Raw genomic sequence first — 19,122 nt, 5'->3', positions numbered from 1 at the left:
ATTAATATCAAAACTACTTGATATACTTGTAGATATTGTTAATAAATATTTAGATTTGATTTACTTGAATAAACTAGTCGAGGAACATTCTATCATTGAAAATCCTTAAGCTGAGTACTTAACTAAGAAACGTGTACCCCTCCAAGAACTGTTAGTACATAAAATTTGTTATCAAAACTCATCGATGAATTTAAATCATAATAATAGAAAAATTTTATGTAAATTTAATTTTTATCTTTTTACTATTAGTAAAAATAGCTATTGAAATTTTAAAAGTAGAATTTAGTGATTCCAAAATTGATCAACTTTAAATGTTAAACTAAATCACTCACTTCAATTAAAATTGTATTTTATGTATCTGAACTTACAACATAGCTTTGAAAATAGCGTTATTCTTATTGTTGAAGATGATTATGATATTGGTGATATTCTTGAAAAATACATTAAAAATGAAAACATGCAGGTCATCCGTGCATTAGATGGACACCAAGCCTTAAATTACTTAAAAACTCACTCAATCGACCTAATTCTACTTGATATAAAATTACCTAAATTAAATGGCTGGGATGTTTTACAAATCATTCGCCAATGCAGTAACTTACCCGTCATAATGCTGACTGCATTGGATGATCAGGTCAATAAAATTATGGGCCTCAAAATGGGTGCTGATGACTTTATTATCAAACCATTTAATCCAAATGAAGTGATTGCGAGAATACAAGCTGTGTTAAGACGCAGCCTTAGTCGTAATGCTGAAATTAATAATATTATTCGCTACAAAAGTATTGAGATTAATATTGAAAATCATCAAGTTTATATTTCAAATGGTCAAAAGTCTCAACTCCTCAATCTCACTCTAACTGAGTATAAAGTACTAGTTTTAATGGTTAATGCACCAAATAAAGTCTTTACTCGTAGTGAATTGATTCAAAGCTGCATGCCAGAAAGTGATGCATTAGATCGTACCGTAGATAGTCATATTAGTAAGTTAAGAAAAAAACTTGAAGAAAATGATGTGTACGACTTATTGATTAATGTGCGTGGGGTTGGTTATAGGTTAGATCAAAATCATGAAACGTAGCTTTTTAAAAAACTCAGTTGGTATTAATTTACAATTTATCATTATGATGAGCCTATTCAATTTAGGCATTACACTTTTATCTTTTGCAATTGGCTATTTTGTTTACAGTTGGGCAATCAAGATAGATTTATTTAATTATCCTAATACCAATCCTAGTCAACTTTTAATTACATCTATAGATTTTGTTTGGCTGTTTTTGGTTTTATTAGCAGGTTTTTTTCTATCCACTATTCTTGCTGTTAAATACGGTAAACGCTATACCCAGCCGATCAGTGATTTAGCAAATGCCATTCAGCAAATTCAACAAGGGAATCTGTCCCTCAGAATTGAACAACCGCATCACGATATTCCGCATGAAATCAAATCATTAATTGAAAACGTTAATGCAATGGCAAATCAACTTGAATTATCTGTTAAGAACTTAACTTTATGGAATGCAGCCATTGCTCATGAATTAAGAACACCCGTGACGATTCTACAAGGTCGGTTACAAGGTATTGTCGACGGCATATTCGTTGCAGATCATTCCTTACACCAAAGTTTATTAAATCAAGTCGAGGGGTTATCTTATCTTGTTGAAGATTTACGAACACTCACGCTTATTGAAAATAAACAATTACGTTTAGAACTTGAGAAGACTAATTTAAAATCAAGTATTGATAAATGTTTACGGATGTTTAATGAGCGTTTTCAAGCGAAATATTTAAATGCTGTTGTAAATTTAACGGATGATGATGTTTATGTTGATATAAGAAGAATGGAACAAGTCTTTATTGCATTATTCTCAAATTCTTTAAGGTATTCGAATGCTGGACAAATCAATATTACGACCGTTACTACTAAAGAATATTGGATATTAATGTTTGAAGATGAAGGCCCTGGTATTGATGTCTCACATCTCGAACATTTGTTCCAACCTTTCTATCGTTTGGAAGACTCTAGATCTCGTTTAGATGGTGGTACTGGCTTAGGCTTGGCGGTGATAGATGCGATTATTGAAGCACATGAAGGTCACATTTATTACTCTAAGTCAAAAAACTTAGGTGGTAGCTGTTTTACCATTCAGTTGAATCGTAAAACTCCAGCTCATTTCTAATGGTCAAGTGCAGATCAGTGTAGATCCATTTAATGCGTAAATTTAAGAATTTGATATATTCATTTAACCCGAATCCTTATGCGCGATTCGGGTTAAATTAACAATCTTATTTGATCATTCTAATATTCATTACGTGACATTAAATTACTCATCTCGATATTTAGCCAGCATCATGAATACAACAACAGCAAGCATAGCAATGATAATGCCTGCTGTTAATAATAAATTCACGTGAGCTGAACTAAAGGCTGCTTTACCCGCAGCAATCAATGCTGCTCCTTCTTCACTCGTCAACTGATTCGCTACCAAATATGTATCGCCAATCGATAGCCTAGCTTTCTCTGCTAATGACGCTGGTAGATCTGATGACACTTTAAGATGGCTACCAAATATATAGGCCATAAAAACACCAAACAAGGTAATACCTAATCCAGTACCCAGCTCATAGCCTGTACTTTCTAATGACCCTGCTGCTCCACCTTTTTCTGCAGGTACCGAACCCATAATCGCAATTGATGAGGCGGTTAAACCAATGCTCAAGGTTAATCCAATCACAGCTAATATAAATGGAACTATGAGCCCTGGATGATGAAAGTCTGAATAACTCAAACTCATTAAGGCAATTGCTGCAAAAGTTAGTGACATAGACGCAACAAGACGGAGTCCAAATTTATTAGATAAAAATGCAGCGACAGGTCCACCAATAGCTGCAGCAACCATAATGGGAACCATAAAAAGACCTGCTTCAAGCGGTGTTAAACCGATGACATATTGAAGTTCCATAGCTAAGGTTAATTCCACTCCAGCTAAAGCACCCGCAGCAACCATTGCCATAATAATGCCTGCTAAAATAGCTGGATGTGAAAATAGCGAAAGGTCAAGCATCGGTTGGGTAGAATTCAGTTGTTTACGTACGAATATGACTAATAAGCCGATAGAAAAAATGAGCAGAGGCAAGACGATCAACAACGATTGTTTACCGCCTAAGCCTGCTTTTAGCGCATATACAAATGAAATCAAACCGACAGTCAGCAATAGAGCTTGACCAAATGCCCAATGCCCTGGGGTTATAGCTTCCTTACGAGGTAATAATAAATAACACATGGGTGCGACAACAAGCATGATTGGAACATTAATAAGGAAAACCGAGCCCCACCAGAAATATTCTAACAATCCACCACCGATCAGCGGGCCAATTGCTGCACCAGCAGAGCCAATTGTCCCCCAAATACCCAATGCAAGGCCGCGTTCAGTACTATCTTCAAAGGTTCTACGAATAATACTTAATACACATGGCATAATCATGGCAGCACCTAATGCTAACAAAGCACGCGAGGCTATCAGCATAGAGGCTGTTTGTGAAAATGCGGCAAGGACTGAAGCAACTCCAAATACAGCCAGACCAATCAACAAAATCTTACGACTACCAATACGATCAGCCAATGTTCCCATAGGAACTAAAAGCCCAGCCATAAGTAGTGGATAAATATCAATAATCCATAGGACTTGATTATTCGTAGTATTCAGTGATTGTGTTAATGATGGAACCGCAACATGTAGTACTGTCATGTCAATTACAATGGGTAGAAATGCAAGCACGACTGCGCAAAGTATCCACCAACGTTTTGGATCAAGATTTGAAGATTTCATTATTAAACCTACATAGATGGTTTATTCATCGTTATTTGATGCTAAACAGCTAGCTCATCTTGAGTCATCAAGTACTCTTTGAACTTATTTATACCTGTTGCCAAGTTATTTACTTTAAAAATCCTTGGCAACGGATGGCTGTTTCTTACTATTTATAAATATAAAAACTAGCGAAAATCACATCACGTTCTTAGCTAGATTTATCAATATGAATAACATTCGTAGTATTAATTTTTATACCACCGCCCAACGCTTTATACAGCTCAATTTGATTATTCAGTTTTATTTGTTCAAGAACCAATAGACTCTTCTCAGCGTTATATAAACTACGCTTTGCATCAAGTACATTAAAATAATCATCGACACCTGAGCTAAAGCGTTTATTCGATAAATCGTACGAAGCTTGAGATGCATCAACCAAGCGATGTTGCGCTAATAACCGTTCATCGATGGTATTACGAATAGCTAATGCATCACTAACTTCTTTAAAAGCGGATTGAATTGCTTTTTCATAATCAGCGAGTGCAATATTTTGATCAATTTTGGCAATTTTTATATTTGATTTACGTGTACCCCAATCAAAGATTGGAAAGTCTAATCTAGGTCCGATTGACCAATTAAATCCACCTGATTTAAACAAATCGGTCAAATCAGCACTCGCATAACCTGCTGTACCCATTAAGCTAATTGTTGGAAAGAGTTGTGCTTTTGCAGCCCCAATATTGCCTCCTGCTGCTGAGAGATTAAATGCTGCGGTACGTAAATCTGGACGGTTAAGAAGCAAATCACTTGGTAATCCTGTGCCGAAAGAGTCAATAGAAGTGACTGTCTTCACATGTGTATCAGGAAGCAAATTTTGGGTAATAGGTTGCCCGATCAGCAAATTTAATGCATTTAAAGTTTGTGCAACTTGTATTTTATATTGACCTATATCAGTACGGGCTGTTTCAACAGAAATTTTAGCCTGGTGTACGGTAAGTTCACTATCAATTCCTAAGTCAAAACGCTTTTTATTGAGACTGTAAGCTTCTTGTTGACCCTTTAATGTTTTTTCAGCTAATTGTAAATTGGCAAGTGCATACGAGTAAGCGAGCCAAGTATCTGCAACTTGTCCAATCAATGAGATTTTTGTGGCATCACGAGCACTTGCAGTCGCAAAATAACGGTCTAAAGCACTATCTTTTAAACTGCTGATACGTCCCCATAAATCGAGTTCATAAGCAGTCATGCCTAAGCCAATATTGTAAGACGTTGAAGTATTCGGTCTATTTTGACCTAGTAAACTGCCACTAGCGCTTATAGACGGTAATTGATTACTTTGTGTAATTTGAAATAGCTGTTGAGAACGTTGTATATTAAGCGTTGCTGTACGTAAGTCTCGGTTATTTTCTAAGGCTGACTCGATAACTTTAATTAAACGAGAGTCGATAAAAAAATCTTTATAGCCTATTTCTGCAATACTCTGACCATTTGCCTGCTGAAAACTTGCAGGGAGATTCGTCTCTACAGTAGGTTCAGGGCCACGCATGCTTTGGCACGCTGCCATAGAAAATGTAAGTGCAGAAACCACTAATCCACGACCTAAATATGACCATGATTTTAATTTCATAATGATGGCTCCAAACGGTTAAACGTCATCAGATAAAAATTGAAATTTAATATATAAAAGACTGATCGCTAGTGGGCCAAACTTCTTAACCCACTGCTTTTATAATTAGTGTGCTGACCTAGGTTTAGAGAATTTTTCGACGATGCTCATGACCACGATAAAGAAAATAGGGACAAAAATGACAGCTAAGACAGTTGAACTAATCATTCCGCCAAAAACGCCTGTACCAATTGCTTTTTGAGTTTCAGAACTGGCACCACTGGCAATGACTAAAGGAATAACGCCACACGTAAATGCCAGAGACGTCATTAAAATTGGACGTAAACGCAATGTAGCTGCCGCAACTGTTGCCTCTACTAAGCCCATACCTTCTTCTCTTAAAGATTTTGCAAATTCAACAATCAAAATGGCATTCTTTGCAGATAGACCAATAATGGTGATCATGCCGACCTTAAAGAAAATATCATTTGGCATACCGCGCAGCATCACTGCCAAAAAGGCGCCAATCAACCCTAGAGGGACAACCAACATCACGGATAACGGAATTGACCAACTTTCATAAAGCGCTGCTAAGACAAGGAAGACGACTAACATCGACAACAATAATAAAAACAAGGTTTGTGACTCAGACTGTTTCTCTTCTAGAGAAATCCCAGTCCATTCATAGCCCACGCCTTTAGGAAGCTGCTGAATCAAATTTTCCATTTCATTCATGGCTTGTCCTGAAGAAATACCTGCTGCTGGACCGCCAGAAATACTTAATGAGGGACGACCGTTATAACGATTGTATTGTTGAGGTGAATGTTGCCAAATAGGGGTAATAATTTCAGACATTGAAACCAATTTACCACTTTGACTGTTCACCTTAATTTGAAGAATATCTTCAATATTCATACGTGATTTAGCATCAAGCTGTACAATCACTTGCTGCATACGGTCTTGATTTGGAAAATCATTGATATACATCGAACCCATTGAAGTAGAAATGATATCGGTGACATCACTAAAGTTAACCCTCAAAGCTTGAAGTTTGTCTCGGTCAATTTTCAATTGGACAGAACTGCCATCAGGTAAGCCTTCGGGATTAACATTTGCCACGATTCTACTTTGTGCTGCTAATGCTAAAAGCTGATCCTGTGCCGCTCTTAAAGCAGGCATACCGATGTTGCCACGATCTAATAATCGCAATGAAAAACCAGAGGAGTTCCCCAGTTCATCAATGGCTGGTGGCAGCACAGACATGGTTTGACCTTCTGAACTTTCAGCCATAGCCAAATTGGCATTATTGACAACTTCCTGTGCAGTAATTGTACGCTCTTCAAATGGCAGTAGATTGGTAAAATACATCGCTGTATTTTGACCAGAACCACTGAAGCCAAAGCCCAATATAGCCAAATTATCTTTGATGCCTGTTTCTTGATCTAAATGATTTTGAAATTCAGTAACGACTTTACGGGTACGTTCTTGTGTTGCATCTGCAGGAAGCTGAATTGAAGTCATAAACCAGCCCTGATCTTCTTCAGGCATAAATGCAGTTGGTACTTGTTTAAAACTGAAAATCAGTAGAATGACAATACCTAGAAAACACAACATTGCGATGGTTTTATGTTTAATAACCTTAAATAAACTTCGCTCATATACAATATTCAGCTTTTCAAAATTACGATCAAACCAAGCAAAAACACCTTTTTTTTGATGATCCCGATCAATAGGCTTCAACATCGTTGCGCATAGAGCTGGAGTTAAAGTCAGTGCAAGGAATGCTGAGAATAGAATTGAAACCGACATGGTAATCGTAAATTGGCGATAGATAATCCCCACTGAGCCTGCCGCCAATGCCATGGGTAAAAATACAGCTGCTAAAACTAAAGTAATACCAATAATCGGATTGGTAATTTCCTTCATAGCTTTAGAGGTTGCTTCAACTGGAGATAAACCTTCTGTCGCCATAATTCGTTCAACATTTTCGATGACGACAATCGCATCATCGACAATAATCCCGATTGCAAGCACCATACCGAACATGGTCAGCACATTGATAGAAAAACCTGCCAGTAGCATGACTGAGAATGTACCAAGTAATGCGATCGGTGCAACCATTGCAGGAATTAAGGTGTATCGAACATTGTGTAAGAAGATAAACATCACAATAAAAACGAGAGCCATGGCTTCAAGCAGTGTAATGATCACTTTTTCAATCGATACTTTAACAAAAGGTGCCGTATCGTATGGTATAGAGAATTTCATACCATCGGGCAATGCTGGATTTAATTGTTCAATTTTAGCTTTGACGCCCTCTGCAGTCTTAACAGCATTAGCACCCGGACTCATTTGTATTGCCACTGCTGTAGATGCTTTACCATTTTCTAAAATGGCAAAATTATACATCTGCGCTCCGATTTCGACACGAGCGACATCCGACAGTCGAACATTGGCACCATTTTGATGAGAACGTAAACTAATATTTTTGAATTGCTCTACAGTTTCTAATTGACTTTGAGCTGTTAAAGGAATGGTAATTTGTTGCCCCGTCAAAGCAGGCGCATCACCAATACGACCTGGTGATATCGGCAAGTTTTGGTTTTGGATGGCTGTATTAACATTTTGAATACTTAATCCATAAGAGACCAAACGATCTGGATCAACCCAGATTCGCATTGCTTTTTCAGCACCAAAGTTTTGAACTTTACCAACACCCTCAACCCGCTTTAATTCTTCAATGACATAGCGAGTCATGTAGTCACTGACGTCAATTTCGCTATATTGATCATTTGGTGAACTCAACCCCACCATCATTAGAAATCCTGATGATGATGCCTCGACCATTAACCCCTGTTGTCGAACCGCTTGCGGTAAGCGTGACTCAATCGATTTGATTTTGTTTTGTACATCAACTTGTGCCAGTTCTACATCTGTACCCGTTTTAAATGTTGCCGTGATTGTTGCCGTGCCAGAACTATCAGAACTTGAACTATAATATAGTAAGTTCTTGACACCTGACATTTCTCGCTCAATCAATGTCACAACACTATCATTCAATGTTTTTGGGGATGCGCCTGGATAAATTGCAGTAATACTAATTTGTGGTGGTGCAACACTCGGAAATCGAGCAATGGGTAGCTTAGGTATACTAAGTACACCTAACAGAATAATAAATAAGGCAATCACCCACGCAAAAATAGGACGCCTGATGAAAAATTGAGACATTATGGTTGTTCTCCATTTTTCTTAGTGTTTGTCGGCTGCCATTGTTTGATTTTTAATTTTTGCTCAGGCTGTATACGATCAGCTCCCTCAACAATAACTTTTTCGCCTGCTTGTAAACCTTGTGTCACCACATAACTGTTTTGAAAGCGTTGACCAATTTGAATAGGCTTACTTTGTGCTAGACCTTTTTGATTGATGATGGTGATGTTGGCCTTGCCACTAATATCATGTTGAATGGCTTGCTCAGGAACTAGTAGTGCATTGTCAACTTGAGCTCGACTCATATTTACCCGAACATACATGCCTGGCAGAAGCTTATGATTTTCATTATTGGCTAAAATACGAATAGTGACATCACCTGTATCAGGATCAACTTTAGTATCCGAAAATAGGATTTCACCTATGACATTATAAGGTTTACCCTGACTATTCAGAATTTCAACAGAGTGCTTTTTATTGGAGATATCACCTTGCTGTAAAGCTTCCTGAAGTTTTTCATAATCACTAATCGATTGTTTAACATCAACATAGACTTTATTGATCTGCTGTATAATCGCCATAGCCTTGGTATCGCCTTGACTCACTAATGCACCTTCAGTCACTAAGATTTCACCAATCGTTCCAGAAATCGGTGCTGTGACAGTGGCATATTTAAGACTAAGCTGCTGTCTACTTAATATGGCTTGCATTTGCGCTACATCCGCTTTTGCTTTCTTATAGTCTGCTTCTGTATTGTTGTATTCTTGCTGACTAATTGCATTGACTTTTACTAATTCAGTGAAACGCTTTAATAATACTTGTAAACGTATTACTTCCGCCTGAGCACGATTTAAGGCGGCTTGATTACTCTTTACATCTGCCTGAAAAATTTCAGAATTTAGTTTAAAAAGTGGTTGCCCAGCCTGTATATAAGAGCCTTGCTTAAAGAGTACTCTATCGACAATTCCACCCACTTGCGGACGGATTTCAGCAATACGATAAGCTGTAACACGACCTGGAAGGTTTTCAATTACATTAATTGATTGTGGGACTACAGTGATTGTACTTACAACAGCTGGCGGCATTTCTGCTGTAGACGGTTCATCATTTTCGAATTGTGAGCAACTCGTTAGAAGTACAATTGTAATAAGCATTGAACTTATTAAATGTTGACTTTTTTGCATGTTTTTCAAAGAGGTAGTTTTTGGCTCTATTATTTTTAATTAATAATGTTTATGAATTGATGATGTTGTATGGAGATTGTGTGGAGATATAGATAGATTTAAGTTTTAGGATACCTATTTTAGGTGTTGAACGTAATTTCGGTATTCTGAAGCATTTTAAAATATTTACTGAACGTTATCGAAATAGAGAAAAAGACTTAAATCATGATTCAATATAATTACTAAAATTTAAAATGAATTGAAGTTCATCATATATTTAATATTAGATCTCAGTATGAAACTTTGCCGATGCCCATGTCACCGGTTTGGATGCCTTTTAGCGAACCGTCTGCATGGTACAGGATTTCAGATGCGGTAAAGCCCGGAAAGATCGACACTTCCAGCTCTTCCGCTTTCGTACCTAACCAGCGCACCACATTACCGAGCGAGATAGCATAGTTGCCATTCTAGGCAGATCTTAAAGGAATAAAACGTATAGTTCATGAAGTTACTTTATAAAAATAATTATGTGTTTGTGCATATGTTGTTGAAATTTAATTATTATATGGTTAAATAGTATTATGAACTAGACTTTAGGTAAACATAAGTTAAATAGAATATCTGAGACTGTAGCCTACACAACACTGTTTGTAGCTACAGCTCAGCAACGTGATGTATAATTTAAATCATCACGTTGCTGAGTATCCTAAGGAACATAATATAAGTTATGCAGAAATCAGATCGCTAGTCGACTTGCGTATTAGTCTAGCCTACGCAAGTCTGCGTGGCTATGATCTTTAAATCTTGGGAAAGCTTATTATTCAGATACCTATTGTGAATCCATTACCCGCATATTATAAAAACGTCCACATTAGTAAAGTTATTTTTATAGTTCAAATATGAAAATATTTCCAATTTTTACCCAACAAGTGCGACAAACTATGTCACGTCTATTTACTGGCTACCTAAAAAATATTAAGAAGTCCCGAATTTGGGACTAGAGTCCACCATTAGATAACATGGACTCTTTTTTTTGTTAGCCTAGAATTCCAAAATACTGTTGAAGACCTGTAGCAAGGAGACTACCTGCGGCACCCACAGTAACCTGCCAAGTGCCATCAATAGACTTACCAATCATTTTTGTCATCCAATTCTTTAAATCAGGACTATATTCACTTTGTGACTGCGGTAGAGGGCTAACATCTATAATAGTTTTTAAGTCCAAAATATCATCGCTTTCAATACCATTACATTTTAAATATCGCTCTAATGATTCAAAATCATTTTTTTGAACTGTTAAAGTGTTTGTTTGTTGAACATTACTATGTTTAACATCCCCCAAGATTCCTTGAAAGTTTGTAATATTGATAGCCAATTTTTTTTCCTCTATCGTAAATTCCCAATCCTCACCTAATATACCTTCTTTATCTAACTCAATAGAAAACTCTAAGACTTTTGTTCTAATAATTTCTAAAACTTTTTTTATAGCAATTTTATTTACTTTTGAATAAAAGATATAATTGCTTGAATTAAGATTAAATGTTTTTTTTAGAAATGCATTTTTATCATCTGGAAACCTAAAATCAAAAAAATCTTGATCACTCACTAATGTTTCCTGAAAAAAAATAGCACCATCTCTTATTATTTGCCCTACTGCTTGATCACCAACATATTGACGTCTTCCATTACGCACATCTAAAACATGAAAAGAACCATAAATACACCTGTACTCGGGTATATTTGACTCATCAATATCCTCGTATCCTTTTAATTCAAGCTCACACCATGACTTAAAATCATACAAACCTAATTTTTGTGAAATTAATAATGCATTACGAAGTATATCCGTCAAATTTGATTTAGGATCTAAAACTAGTTTTTGTAATGCTGTAATGGCTTTCATAAATTTTTTACTTATTAGTAGTCATTCTGAAGTCGAATAACTTCATTTTATATTAAATAGAATATCAAAGACTGTATCCTACTCATATGTTTCTTTCAATGTACTGCACTGACTGTATAATTAATTTAATAGAATTTGACAAATTTATAATTAGAAAAAGTAAAATAGAAAATAAGTTGTAATTTTCAATGTTCATTACGTTTAAATTCCACCACTCTCATTTTTCAACTTGCTCAGGTTATAATGATGACCTCCCAAAATATGATTAATCTACTATGAACGCTTCTAATGACCCATTACACGGTAAAAAACTTGCTGATATTTTGGATGAATTATTGGATTACTACGGTGGCTTTGAAGGCTTAAGTCGTAAAATTGAGATTAGATGTTTTTGCATAGATCCAAGTGTTAAATCATCATTGCGATTCTTACGTACTACACCATGGGCACGTGAAAAAGTAGAAAGCTTATATTTGTATGTCTTACGCCAAAAAGCCAAAGAGAAATCGTAGCTATCAAAACTCAGCCTTAGCATAATTTTATACCAAATACTAAACTACACTTATTGAATAACCATAGATTTTGTATACACATGTTAGTTAGTGGTGGACTGCCACCACGCCTCACCATATAGAATTCATTTTAAATATTTCTACATTTACCTTACCAATCGCTTGAAGTGTTATTTAGAGGCAACCATGGAAATATTAATAAAAACCAAATATTCTCCAAACCGCATTTAATTAAACATTTAATATTTTTAAATCAACTGAGTACACCAGAGGTTAATTGGAATATCTTGGGATGTTTTTTCAGCTAAATCTCATCAACTTAAACTAGAATCATGCTTAATCATGTTGATGAGATTCCCAAAAAACCTTGATATATCAATATCATTTATTTCAGTAAGCTGGTGTTAATAGAAAATGGAATAAGTGTTTTTAAATCACTTAAGGACATATTTTCAAAAATTTCTAAAATATAAACGCCATCATCTCTAATTTCGAAAGTCGCAATATCTGTATATATTCTGCTGACGCACTTCAACCCAGTAATAGGATATGAACACTCGTCAAGGAATTTAGACACACCATTTTTATTCAATAATTCCATAATAACAAATACTTTTTTTGCACCGACAGCCAGATCCATTGCACCACCAACAGCAGGGATGGATTTTTTTTGACCAGTATGCCAATTTGCCAAATCCCCTTGAGCAGATACTTGATAAGCACCTAATACGCAAATATCTAGGTGCCCTCCTCTCATCATCCCAAATGAGTCAGCATGATGAAAAAATGCGGCTCCTGGTAAGAGCTCGATCGCTTCTTTACCCGCATTGATCAGATCCCAGTCTTCTTCACCTTCAACTGCTGCTGTCCACTTGCCTAAAATACCGTTTTCTGTATGGAGAAAAATGTCTTTGCTGGCATCCAAATGGTTAGCCACTAAAGTGGGTAATCCTATTCCTAAATTTACATATGAACCTTCAGGAATGTCACGCGCCACTCTTGAGGCGATTTTATTTCTAACTTCAAAATCCATTATAAAGTCCTATATTTATTCTATTATCGACTGATCAAATTTTTGACGAATATTCCTGGCGTAATAATATTCTCAGGATCTAATTCACCTAACTCGACAATTTTAGATACTGATGCAATGGTATGTTTTGCTGCCATGGCCATGACTGGGCCAAAGTTACGTGCAGCTTTACGATAGGTTAAATTACCCCATCGATCTCCTAATTCAGCCTTGATTAACGCGACGTCAACGTAGATTGGATATTCTAAAAGGTAATCTATACCAGCAATCGATTTGGTTTCTTTACCTTCAGCCAACAATGTGCCATAGCTGGTTGGACTATATATTGCGCCAAGACCAACGCCAGCGGCACGTAATCGTTCAGCTAAATTTCCTTGCGGTACAAGTTCTAATTCTAATTTTCCTGCATGATAAAGCTCATCAAATACATAGGAGTGGCTCATACGCGGAAATGAGCAAATAATTTTACGGACCTGTCCTGCTTTTAATAATGCTGCGATGCCTTCCTCATGATTGCCCGCATTATTACTGACTAAGGTTAAGTCCTTCGCTCCATGCTCAATCAGAGCATTAATTAAATCTTCTGGCTGACCAGCTCCACCAAACCCACCAATGGCAATTGTTGATCCATCTTTTATTACTGACACCGCTTCATAAGCGCTACTGATTACCTTTGAAATCATTGCTCTTTCCATAGAAAAAGAAGGGAGAAATACAATAGATTTCATCCCTGCTTATAATGATAAATTATGCAAAATTTAAGATTGCATTTTTAAACGCTTCCGGTTTTTCAACATTACCGATATGTGCTGCATCAGAAACGGCTATAAGCTCTGCATTTGGAATATGGCTAACTAGGTCTTGCATAACCGATACAGGCGTTGATAAATCTTCAGTTCCTGCAATCGCTAAAGTTGGACATTGAATTTCATTAAGTTGTGCACGAACATCAAATTTTGCGACAGCTTTACACGTGTTTGCATATCCCACTGGATCGAATGTGAGAAGTTCATCTAATAAGCTTTGAGCAAATGCATTTGATTCTGCCGTTCCTGGTGTATACCAACGACTTTTTGTAGCTTCTAAAATTGAATTTAAACCTTGATCTAACACTTGATTAGCTCGGTTATACCAAAATTCAGGTTCACCAAATTTCGCAGCTGTGCAGCATAAAATTAAGCGCTCTACGCGTGTGGGATATTTGATTGCTAAAATTTGTCCGATCGCACCACCCAGAGATAAACCTGCATAGCTAAAGCTTTTAATGTTTAAAAAATCCATGATTTCAATAACATCTTCAGCATATTGTTCGACAGATGATTCTTGTAGTCCAAGTTGTTGTGACTGCCCATGACCACGCGTATCAAAAGTAACAACAAAAAACTTTTGTGCTAAATCTTCAATAATATTGTTCCACATATTGGATGAGGTGCCTAAAGAGCTACCCAAAACTAAAGTCTTACTTCCTTGTATTCCAAAGGTTTTATAATAAATCATGTGTTCCTCACTGAATTGATTTTGGTATATATCACCACTTATCATTGTGGTTTTTTATGCTATATATTCAAATACTATTTTAATATCGACGTCATAGTTAGAGTGTGTTTTAAATGGAATTTAGACTATTACGATCTTTTTTAATTGTTGCAGAAGAATTAAATATCGGACGGGCCGCTAAGCGCTTGTTTATCGCGCAACCTCCTTTGTCGAAGCAAATTCAGCAATTAGAAGATGAGCTTGGCTGTAAACTTTTTGAACGCATTCCCAAAGGTTTAAATCTGACACCGGAAGGTGAAATTTTTGTAATAGAAGCAAAAAAAGTTAAATTAGCAATTGAGCAAGCGGCGGCGGCCGTGTGTAAATCAAACCAAGGAAGTTTAGGGAAAATTCATATCGGTTTTTCAGGTGCTTTACCCAGCGTCGTTTTACCGAAATTATTTAATCAGACCAAAAAGTTTTATCCTAATATTGACTTTGAAATCCATCGAAAAGCCAATTCTAATCTAGTGCTAGAAAGTGTTGCTAACGGCGATTTAGATGCAGGAATGGTTTTATTACCCATTAGTACATTAGGAATTTCTTATACGATCATTAGTCGTCATCGATTAATCGCTGCTGTTCCTGTAACGCATCCTCTCGCCTCTAGAAAATTTATTAATGTTAGTGAGTTACGTGACGAAAAGTTTATTACAAATCATGCTTATAAAGGTTCTGTTATTCGAGAAGTGTTTATTCATGCGTGTCAGGAAGCTGGCTTTAATCCTCGGATCGTGAAAGAAGCTGACGACACACATTCCATTTTAATCTTGGTTGCGGCTAACTACGGCATTACATTAACGCTTGAAGGCCTTGAAAATATTCAATTAGATGAAATTCGTTACATACCTCTAGAAGATAATCATACATTTATTGATCTTGCAGTCGTGTGGCGTGAAGGAAATCCTTCAATATTATTAAAAAATGCACTGAGTACCTTAAGTTAATTTGATGAAAAATATTCGATTATTCATTATTTCCTTTCAATAAAAAAATCCCTTAACACTGTTAAGGGATTTTTTTATATTCAATACAGCTTATTTTTTCAAAGCCGATGGATGCTCAGCAAGTGCTGTCACCTGCATATCCATGTAGGGAAATAATGGGAATCCCGATAAGATTTGATGCAATGCATCATTAGATTCAACATCAAAAATACTGACATTAGAAAACTTACCAACTACACGCCAAATATGCGGAAATTGTCCATTCTTCATGAACTTTTGCCCATACTCACGTTCTCTTGTAATAATATCTAGCCAAACATCTGGATCAATATCATTCGGTTTGTTTACTGTCATTTGAACCATGTATAACATGTTATACCTCTCTTCCTTAGTGGTTAATATTTTTAGTGGTTAATGTTTTTAATAATTGCAGCCATGCCTTGTCCGCCCCCAATGCACATAGAGATCAAACCGTAACGCAGATGATGACTTTGAAGTTCATTGATCAACGTCGTCATAATTCGAGCACCTGTAGCACCAATCGGATGTCCAAGCGAAATTCCCGATCCATTGACATTGAGTTTTTCAAATTCTTCTGGACCAAAATTCAATTCCTGCGTACATGCCAATAGCTGTGCAGAAAAAGCTTCGTTGATTTCAATACGATCAATATCTGCCAAAGTCAGTCCAGTTGATTTCAAAACCTTTCGTATAGCGGGCACAGGTCCAATCCCCATGATCGCACTTGGTACACCAGCAATCGACCAATCAACAATTTCCGCTAACGGTTTCAAATTGAGTTCTGCAACCATTTTCTCACTTGCAATTAAGCAAAAAGCGGCTGCATCATTTTGACCAGATGAATTCCCGGCGGTTACAGTAGATTCAGGATCACTTTTCAGTAAAATAGGTTTTAACAATGACAGTTGATCAAGTGTCGTATCAGCTCTTGGATGTTCATCTGTATCAATCAACTTCCCTTTTACATTCACGGGAAGAATTTCTCGACTGAACTTGCCATCAGCAATCGCTTTACAAGCTTTTTGATGACTTAAAACTGCCCATTCGTCTTGAGCTTGGCGGCTGATAGCATATTTTTTTCTCAGGTTCTCAGCCGTTTCAAGCATGCCACCTTGAATTGGGTTTTTCTGACCATTCGCATGAATACGACCATACTTTAGTGAGTCTTTAAGGTTCAGATCTCCAAAACCACCCCAGCGAATACTGGTGCTGTAATAAGGAGCTTGACTCAATGACTCTACACCACCAGCAATGATCAAATTAGCCTTACCCGTTTGAATCATCATCATCGCATCAATAATCGCTTGTAGACCTGATGCGCAACGGCGATCCACACTATAACCACAAACATGATCGGGTAACTCTGCATCTAGTGCCAAAGCCTTACCGATATTGGCAGCTTCAGCCGTACCATAACCCTGCCCGACGATTAGCTCATCTAAATGGACAGCAATGTTAGCGTTTTTTTGTGTTAGATGCTGTATTAAAGGTACGGCGAGATCGAGAGGCGTTAAGCTTTTAAAAACGCCACCTAACTTACCAATTGGAGTGCGTATAGCATCACAAATAAATACTTTATTATTCATCATAATGATTGCACCAATTCCTTATGCTCAGATTGGTTCGCTTTGTTAAATCGGAAACCAGTCAAAGTAATTAATAAACCAAAAATAGTGACGAAGACGACATAGTAAGCAGGAGCAAGATTATTGCCTGTCTCTGCAATGAGATAGGTCGCAATATAAGGCGCTGTTCCACCCAATAGCCCGTATGCCAAGTTATAAGCCAAAGCGCTTGCGCTATAACGAATATGTGCAGGAAATAGATTGACCATCAATAAAGGTGTGACTGTGCAAATAAACCCCATCACGATTCCAAAAACACTTAGACCAATAATTGCTGTTGTTAAATCACCTGTGCTTAATAAATAGAAGGCTGGCACAATTAAAATCGACATTACAAGTGCAGATACAATAGCGACTTTCTGGATACCGATACGATCGATCAACTTACCTGCAAAATAACAAGAGAATGAAAATAAGATCAATGCGACTATATAAACAGACAATGCTTGGGGTCTTGCCATTTGAGCTGTATTGGTCATGAAAGTAATCATATAACCAGTCAACATATAAAAGCCCAGACCATTTAGAGAAGCCCAACCGAATAAGGTCAGCATATTCATTTTTGAACTTTTGAATGCTTCAACTAAAGGCGCATGTTTTTCTTCTTTGACTTTATTTTGAATAGCCTGAAACTCAGGTGTTTCTTCAACTTTATTACGTAAATAAAGACCAACAATACCCAAAGGACCTGCAATCATGAATGGAATACGCCAGCCCCATGAATTGATAAGCTCTGGATCCATTAATTGAGTCATAATTAAACCAACTAAAGCACCACCAATAATTCCTAATGCCGTTGCGATTGGGTTAATACTTCCATAAAGCGCTTTTTTACCTTTGGGTGCAAATTCGATTACAAAAGAACTTGAACCTGCATATTCACCACCCGCGGATAAACCTTGACACACACGCCAAACAACCAAAAGAATAGGCGCCATTATGCCAATAGACTCAAAAGTTGGGGTTAAACCGATTGCAAATGTGGCAATACTCATCAATAAAACGGCAGCTGACAGTGCTTTTTTACGACCATGTTTATCGCCATAATGGCCAAAAATCACACCACCAATAGGTCTCGCTAAAAAACCAAGTGCAAAAACTGCAAAAGTTGCAAGTAAGCCTGATGTAGGATTCTCTGAGGGAAAGAAGTGTATCGCAATAATCGCAGCAAATTGTGCATATAAAACAAAGTCAAACCATTCAACAAAGTTACCAATACCAGCAGCAGTTATCGCTTTACGTCGTGCTTTATCATCAATTGTTTTGTGCATTTAATAATCCTTAATTTTAATCGATCCAAATCCTATGGATTAGCTGAATTAAATCATCGTGTTTTTTTTTCAGTGTCAAGAATCAGCTAAATGCACTCCTGCTGTCTAATACCGTTTCAATATCCTAGCCATACTCGTTGGATATCATTCTCAAATTTTAAAATCTAAGCCAAGATGAATATGAAAAATCGTAAGCTATGTATTTATAAATATTCAGTTAGAGACTTATTCAGTAGTGAATGATTTTAGGAATAATCATGTGTAGAAGAACACGGATTGAGATTTGCTAAGAAATTACTTTGAAGTTAACTTTTAAAGATTAAGAGTTAGAGAAAGACTCAGAAAAGGTTTTGAGAATGTTATTTTTAGAATTTTTCAGAAATATGATGATTTAAATTAATTGGTGAGTTGTTGACTAGAAAATAGCTAACTTAGCTCAAATCAATTATGGAACAATATCAGTTACTCTGTGTCGCTTCGTCAACGGCG

At 36.6% G+C, this 19,122-nt stretch carries 15 protein-coding genes and 1 pseudogene; 4 read left to right on the top strand and 12 right to left on the bottom strand.

The window, feature by feature from the left end; genetic code table 11:
- The first annotated feature begins 352 nt into the window (after positions 1-352).
- Positions 353-1,081 (top strand): efflux system response regulator transcription factor AdeR, encoded by a 729-nt coding sequence (adeR, locus tag V5M36_RS08215; protein ID WP_338557823.1) that lies wholly within the window; start codon positions 353-355, stop codon positions 1,079-1,081.
- A complete protein-coding gene (gene adeS, locus V5M36_RS08210; RefSeq protein ID WP_338557821.1) occupies positions 1,071-2,177 on the top strand; it encodes a two-component sensor histidine kinase AdeS in 1,107 nt (368 codons plus the stop codon). Before adeR ends, adeS begins: the two co-directional genes overlap by 11 nt.
- A gap of 144 nt (positions 2,178-2,321) precedes the next feature.
- On the opposite strand, the gene V5M36_RS08205 is transcribed toward adeS, so the two are convergent.
- The 6 genes and pseudogenes from V5M36_RS08205 to V5M36_RS08185 all read right to left on the bottom strand — a co-directional run bounded on the left by V5M36_RS08205 (position 2,322) and on the right by V5M36_RS08185 (position 11,688).
- Positions 2,322-3,827, bottom strand: a complete 1,506-nt coding sequence (locus tag V5M36_RS08205) for an MFS transporter (protein ID WP_338557820.1) — start codon at positions 3,825-3,827, stop codon at positions 2,322-2,324.
- Positions 3,828-4,017: 190 nt separating this feature from the next.
- Positions 4,018-5,436 carry an AdeC/AdeK/OprM family multidrug efflux complex outer membrane factor gene (adeC, locus tag V5M36_RS08200; protein WP_338557818.1) on the bottom strand — a complete coding sequence of 473 codons (1,419 nt, stop codon included), beginning with the start codon at positions 5,434-5,436 and terminating at the stop codon, positions 4,018-4,020.
- A 105-nt stretch (positions 5,437-5,541) separates the two neighbouring features.
- The gene (locus tag V5M36_RS08195; protein WP_338557815.1) at positions 5,542-8,643 is read right to left on the bottom strand and encodes a multidrug efflux RND transporter permease subunit; all 3,102 of its coding nucleotides are present in this window, start codon (positions 8,641-8,643) and stop codon (positions 5,542-5,544) included.
- Positions 8,643-9,806: an efflux RND transporter periplasmic adaptor subunit gene (locus V5M36_RS08190; protein WP_338557813.1), complete on the bottom strand. Its 1,164-nt coding sequence runs from the start codon at positions 9,804-9,806 to the stop codon at positions 8,643-8,645. The genes V5M36_RS08195 and V5M36_RS08190 overlap by 1 nt, the downstream gene beginning before the upstream one ends.
- Before the next feature lie 281 nt (positions 9,807-10,087).
- Positions 10,088-10,252 (bottom strand): annotated as a pseudogene (locus V5M36_RS16075) (electron transfer flavoprotein-ubiquinone oxidoreductase); the annotation flags it as partial.
- Positions 10,253-10,821: 569 nt separating this feature from the next.
- Entirely contained in the window at positions 10,822-11,688 is an 867-nt protein-coding gene (locus V5M36_RS08185; RefSeq protein ID WP_338557810.1) for an AbiTii domain-containing protein, read from the bottom strand.
- A gap of 275 nt (positions 11,689-11,963) precedes the next feature.
- Between V5M36_RS08185 and V5M36_RS08180 the strand changes: the two genes are divergently transcribed.
- The gene (locus V5M36_RS08180; RefSeq protein ID WP_338557808.1) at positions 11,964-12,200 is read left to right on the top strand and encodes a VF530 family protein; all 237 of its coding nucleotides are present in this window, start codon (positions 11,964-11,966) and stop codon (positions 12,198-12,200) included.
- Between the two features lie 385 nt (positions 12,201-12,585).
- Here V5M36_RS08180 and V5M36_RS08175 read toward each other — a convergent pair whose 3' ends face one another.
- The 3 genes from V5M36_RS08175 to pcaD form a co-directional block, all read right to left on the bottom strand.
- Positions 12,586-13,233 carry a 3-oxoacid CoA-transferase subunit B gene (locus tag V5M36_RS08175; RefSeq protein ID WP_338557807.1) on the bottom strand — a complete coding sequence of 216 codons (648 nt, stop codon included), beginning with the start codon at positions 13,231-13,233 and terminating at the stop codon, positions 12,586-12,588.
- Between the two features lie 23 nt (positions 13,234-13,256).
- Complete coding sequence (locus V5M36_RS08170; protein WP_338557806.1) at positions 13,257-13,916, bottom strand: 3-oxoacid CoA-transferase subunit A; 660 nt, start codon at positions 13,914-13,916, stop codon at positions 13,257-13,259.
- A 64-nt stretch (positions 13,917-13,980) separates the two neighbouring features.
- Complete coding sequence (pcaD, locus tag V5M36_RS08165) at positions 13,981-14,730, bottom strand: 3-oxoadipate enol-lactonase (RefSeq protein WP_338557804.1); 750 nt, start codon at positions 14,728-14,730, stop codon at positions 13,981-13,983.
- Between the two features lie 113 nt (positions 14,731-14,843).
- On the opposite strand from pcaD, the gene V5M36_RS08160 reads away from it, so the two are divergent.
- Complete coding sequence (locus V5M36_RS08160; RefSeq protein WP_338557803.1) at positions 14,844-15,716, top strand: LysR substrate-binding domain-containing protein; 873 nt, start codon at positions 14,844-14,846, stop codon at positions 15,714-15,716.
- A gap of 90 nt (positions 15,717-15,806) precedes the next feature.
- Here the strand turns inward: V5M36_RS08160 and V5M36_RS08155 are convergent, their stop codons facing one another.
- From V5M36_RS08155 to V5M36_RS08145, 3 genes are read right to left on the bottom strand one after another with little or no spacing between them, the layout of a single operon-like run.
- The gene (locus V5M36_RS08155) at positions 15,807-16,088 is read right to left on the bottom strand and encodes a muconolactone Delta-isomerase family protein (protein ID WP_338557802.1); all 282 of its coding nucleotides are present in this window, start codon (positions 16,086-16,088) and stop codon (positions 15,807-15,809) included.
- 32 nt (positions 16,089-16,120) lie between these two features.
- On the bottom strand, positions 16,121-17,326 hold the full coding sequence (locus tag V5M36_RS08150) for an acetyl-CoA C-acyltransferase (RefSeq protein WP_338557800.1): 1,206 nt from the start codon (positions 17,324-17,326) through the stop codon (positions 16,121-16,123).
- The gene (locus V5M36_RS08145) at positions 17,323-18,633 is read right to left on the bottom strand and encodes an MFS transporter (protein WP_338557799.1); all 1,311 of its coding nucleotides are present in this window, start codon (positions 18,631-18,633) and stop codon (positions 17,323-17,325) included. The genes V5M36_RS08150 and V5M36_RS08145 overlap by 4 nt, the downstream gene beginning before the upstream one ends.
- Positions 18,634-19,122: the final 489 nt, after the last annotated feature.

It is taken from the genome of Acinetobacter sp. KS-LM10, assembly GCF_036896575.1.
GTDB lineage: Bacteria > Pseudomonadota > Gammaproteobacteria > Pseudomonadales > Moraxellaceae > Acinetobacter > Acinetobacter avistercoris.
Note: the sequence above shows the minus strand (reverse complement) of the source record. Positions and strands in the feature narration are given on the sequence as shown.

Coding starts and splice junctions, on each gene's coding strand:
- adeR (WP_338557823.1), top strand. CDS start 353: ATGTATCTGAACTTACAACATAGCTTTGAAAATAGCGTTATTCTTATT.
- adeS (WP_338557821.1), top strand. CDS start 1,071: ATGAAACGTAGCTTTTTAAAAAACTCAGTTGGTATTAATTTACAATTT.
- V5M36_RS08205 (WP_338557820.1), bottom strand. CDS start 3,827: ATGAAATCTTCAAATCTTGATCCAAAACGTTGGTGGATACTTTGCGCA.
- adeC (WP_338557818.1), bottom strand. CDS start 5,436: ATGAAATTAAAATCATGGTCATATTTAGGTCGTGGATTAGTGGTTTCT.
- V5M36_RS08195 (WP_338557815.1), bottom strand. CDS start 8,643: ATGTCTCAATTTTTCATCAGGCGTCCTATTTTTGCGTGGGTGATTGCC.
- V5M36_RS08190 (WP_338557813.1), bottom strand. CDS start 9,806: ATGCAAAAAAGTCAACATTTAATAAGTTCAATGCTTATTACAATTGTA.
- V5M36_RS08185 (WP_338557810.1), bottom strand. CDS start 11,688: ATGAAAGCCATTACAGCATTACAAAAACTAGTTTTAGATCCTAAATCA.
- V5M36_RS08180 (WP_338557808.1), top strand. CDS start 11,964: ATGAACGCTTCTAATGACCCATTACACGGTAAAAAACTTGCTGATATT.
- V5M36_RS08175 (WP_338557807.1), bottom strand. CDS start 13,233: ATGGATTTTGAAGTTAGAAATAAAATCGCCTCAAGAGTGGCGCGTGAC.
- V5M36_RS08170 (WP_338557806.1), bottom strand. CDS start 13,916: ATGATTTCAAAGGTAATCAGTAGCGCTTATGAAGCGGTGTCAGTAATA.
- pcaD (WP_338557804.1), bottom strand. CDS start 14,730: ATGATTTATTATAAAACCTTTGGAATACAAGGAAGTAAGACTTTAGTT.
- V5M36_RS08160 (WP_338557803.1), top strand. CDS start 14,844: ATGGAATTTAGACTATTACGATCTTTTTTAATTGTTGCAGAAGAATTA.
- V5M36_RS08155 (WP_338557802.1), bottom strand. CDS start 16,088: ATGTTATACATGGTTCAAATGACAGTAAACAAACCGAATGATATTGAT.
- V5M36_RS08150 (WP_338557800.1), bottom strand. CDS start 17,326: ATGATGAATAATAAAGTATTTATTTGTGATGCTATACGCACTCCAATT.
- V5M36_RS08145 (WP_338557799.1), bottom strand. CDS start 18,633: ATGCACAAAACAATTGATGATAAAGCACGACGTAAAGCGATAACTGCT.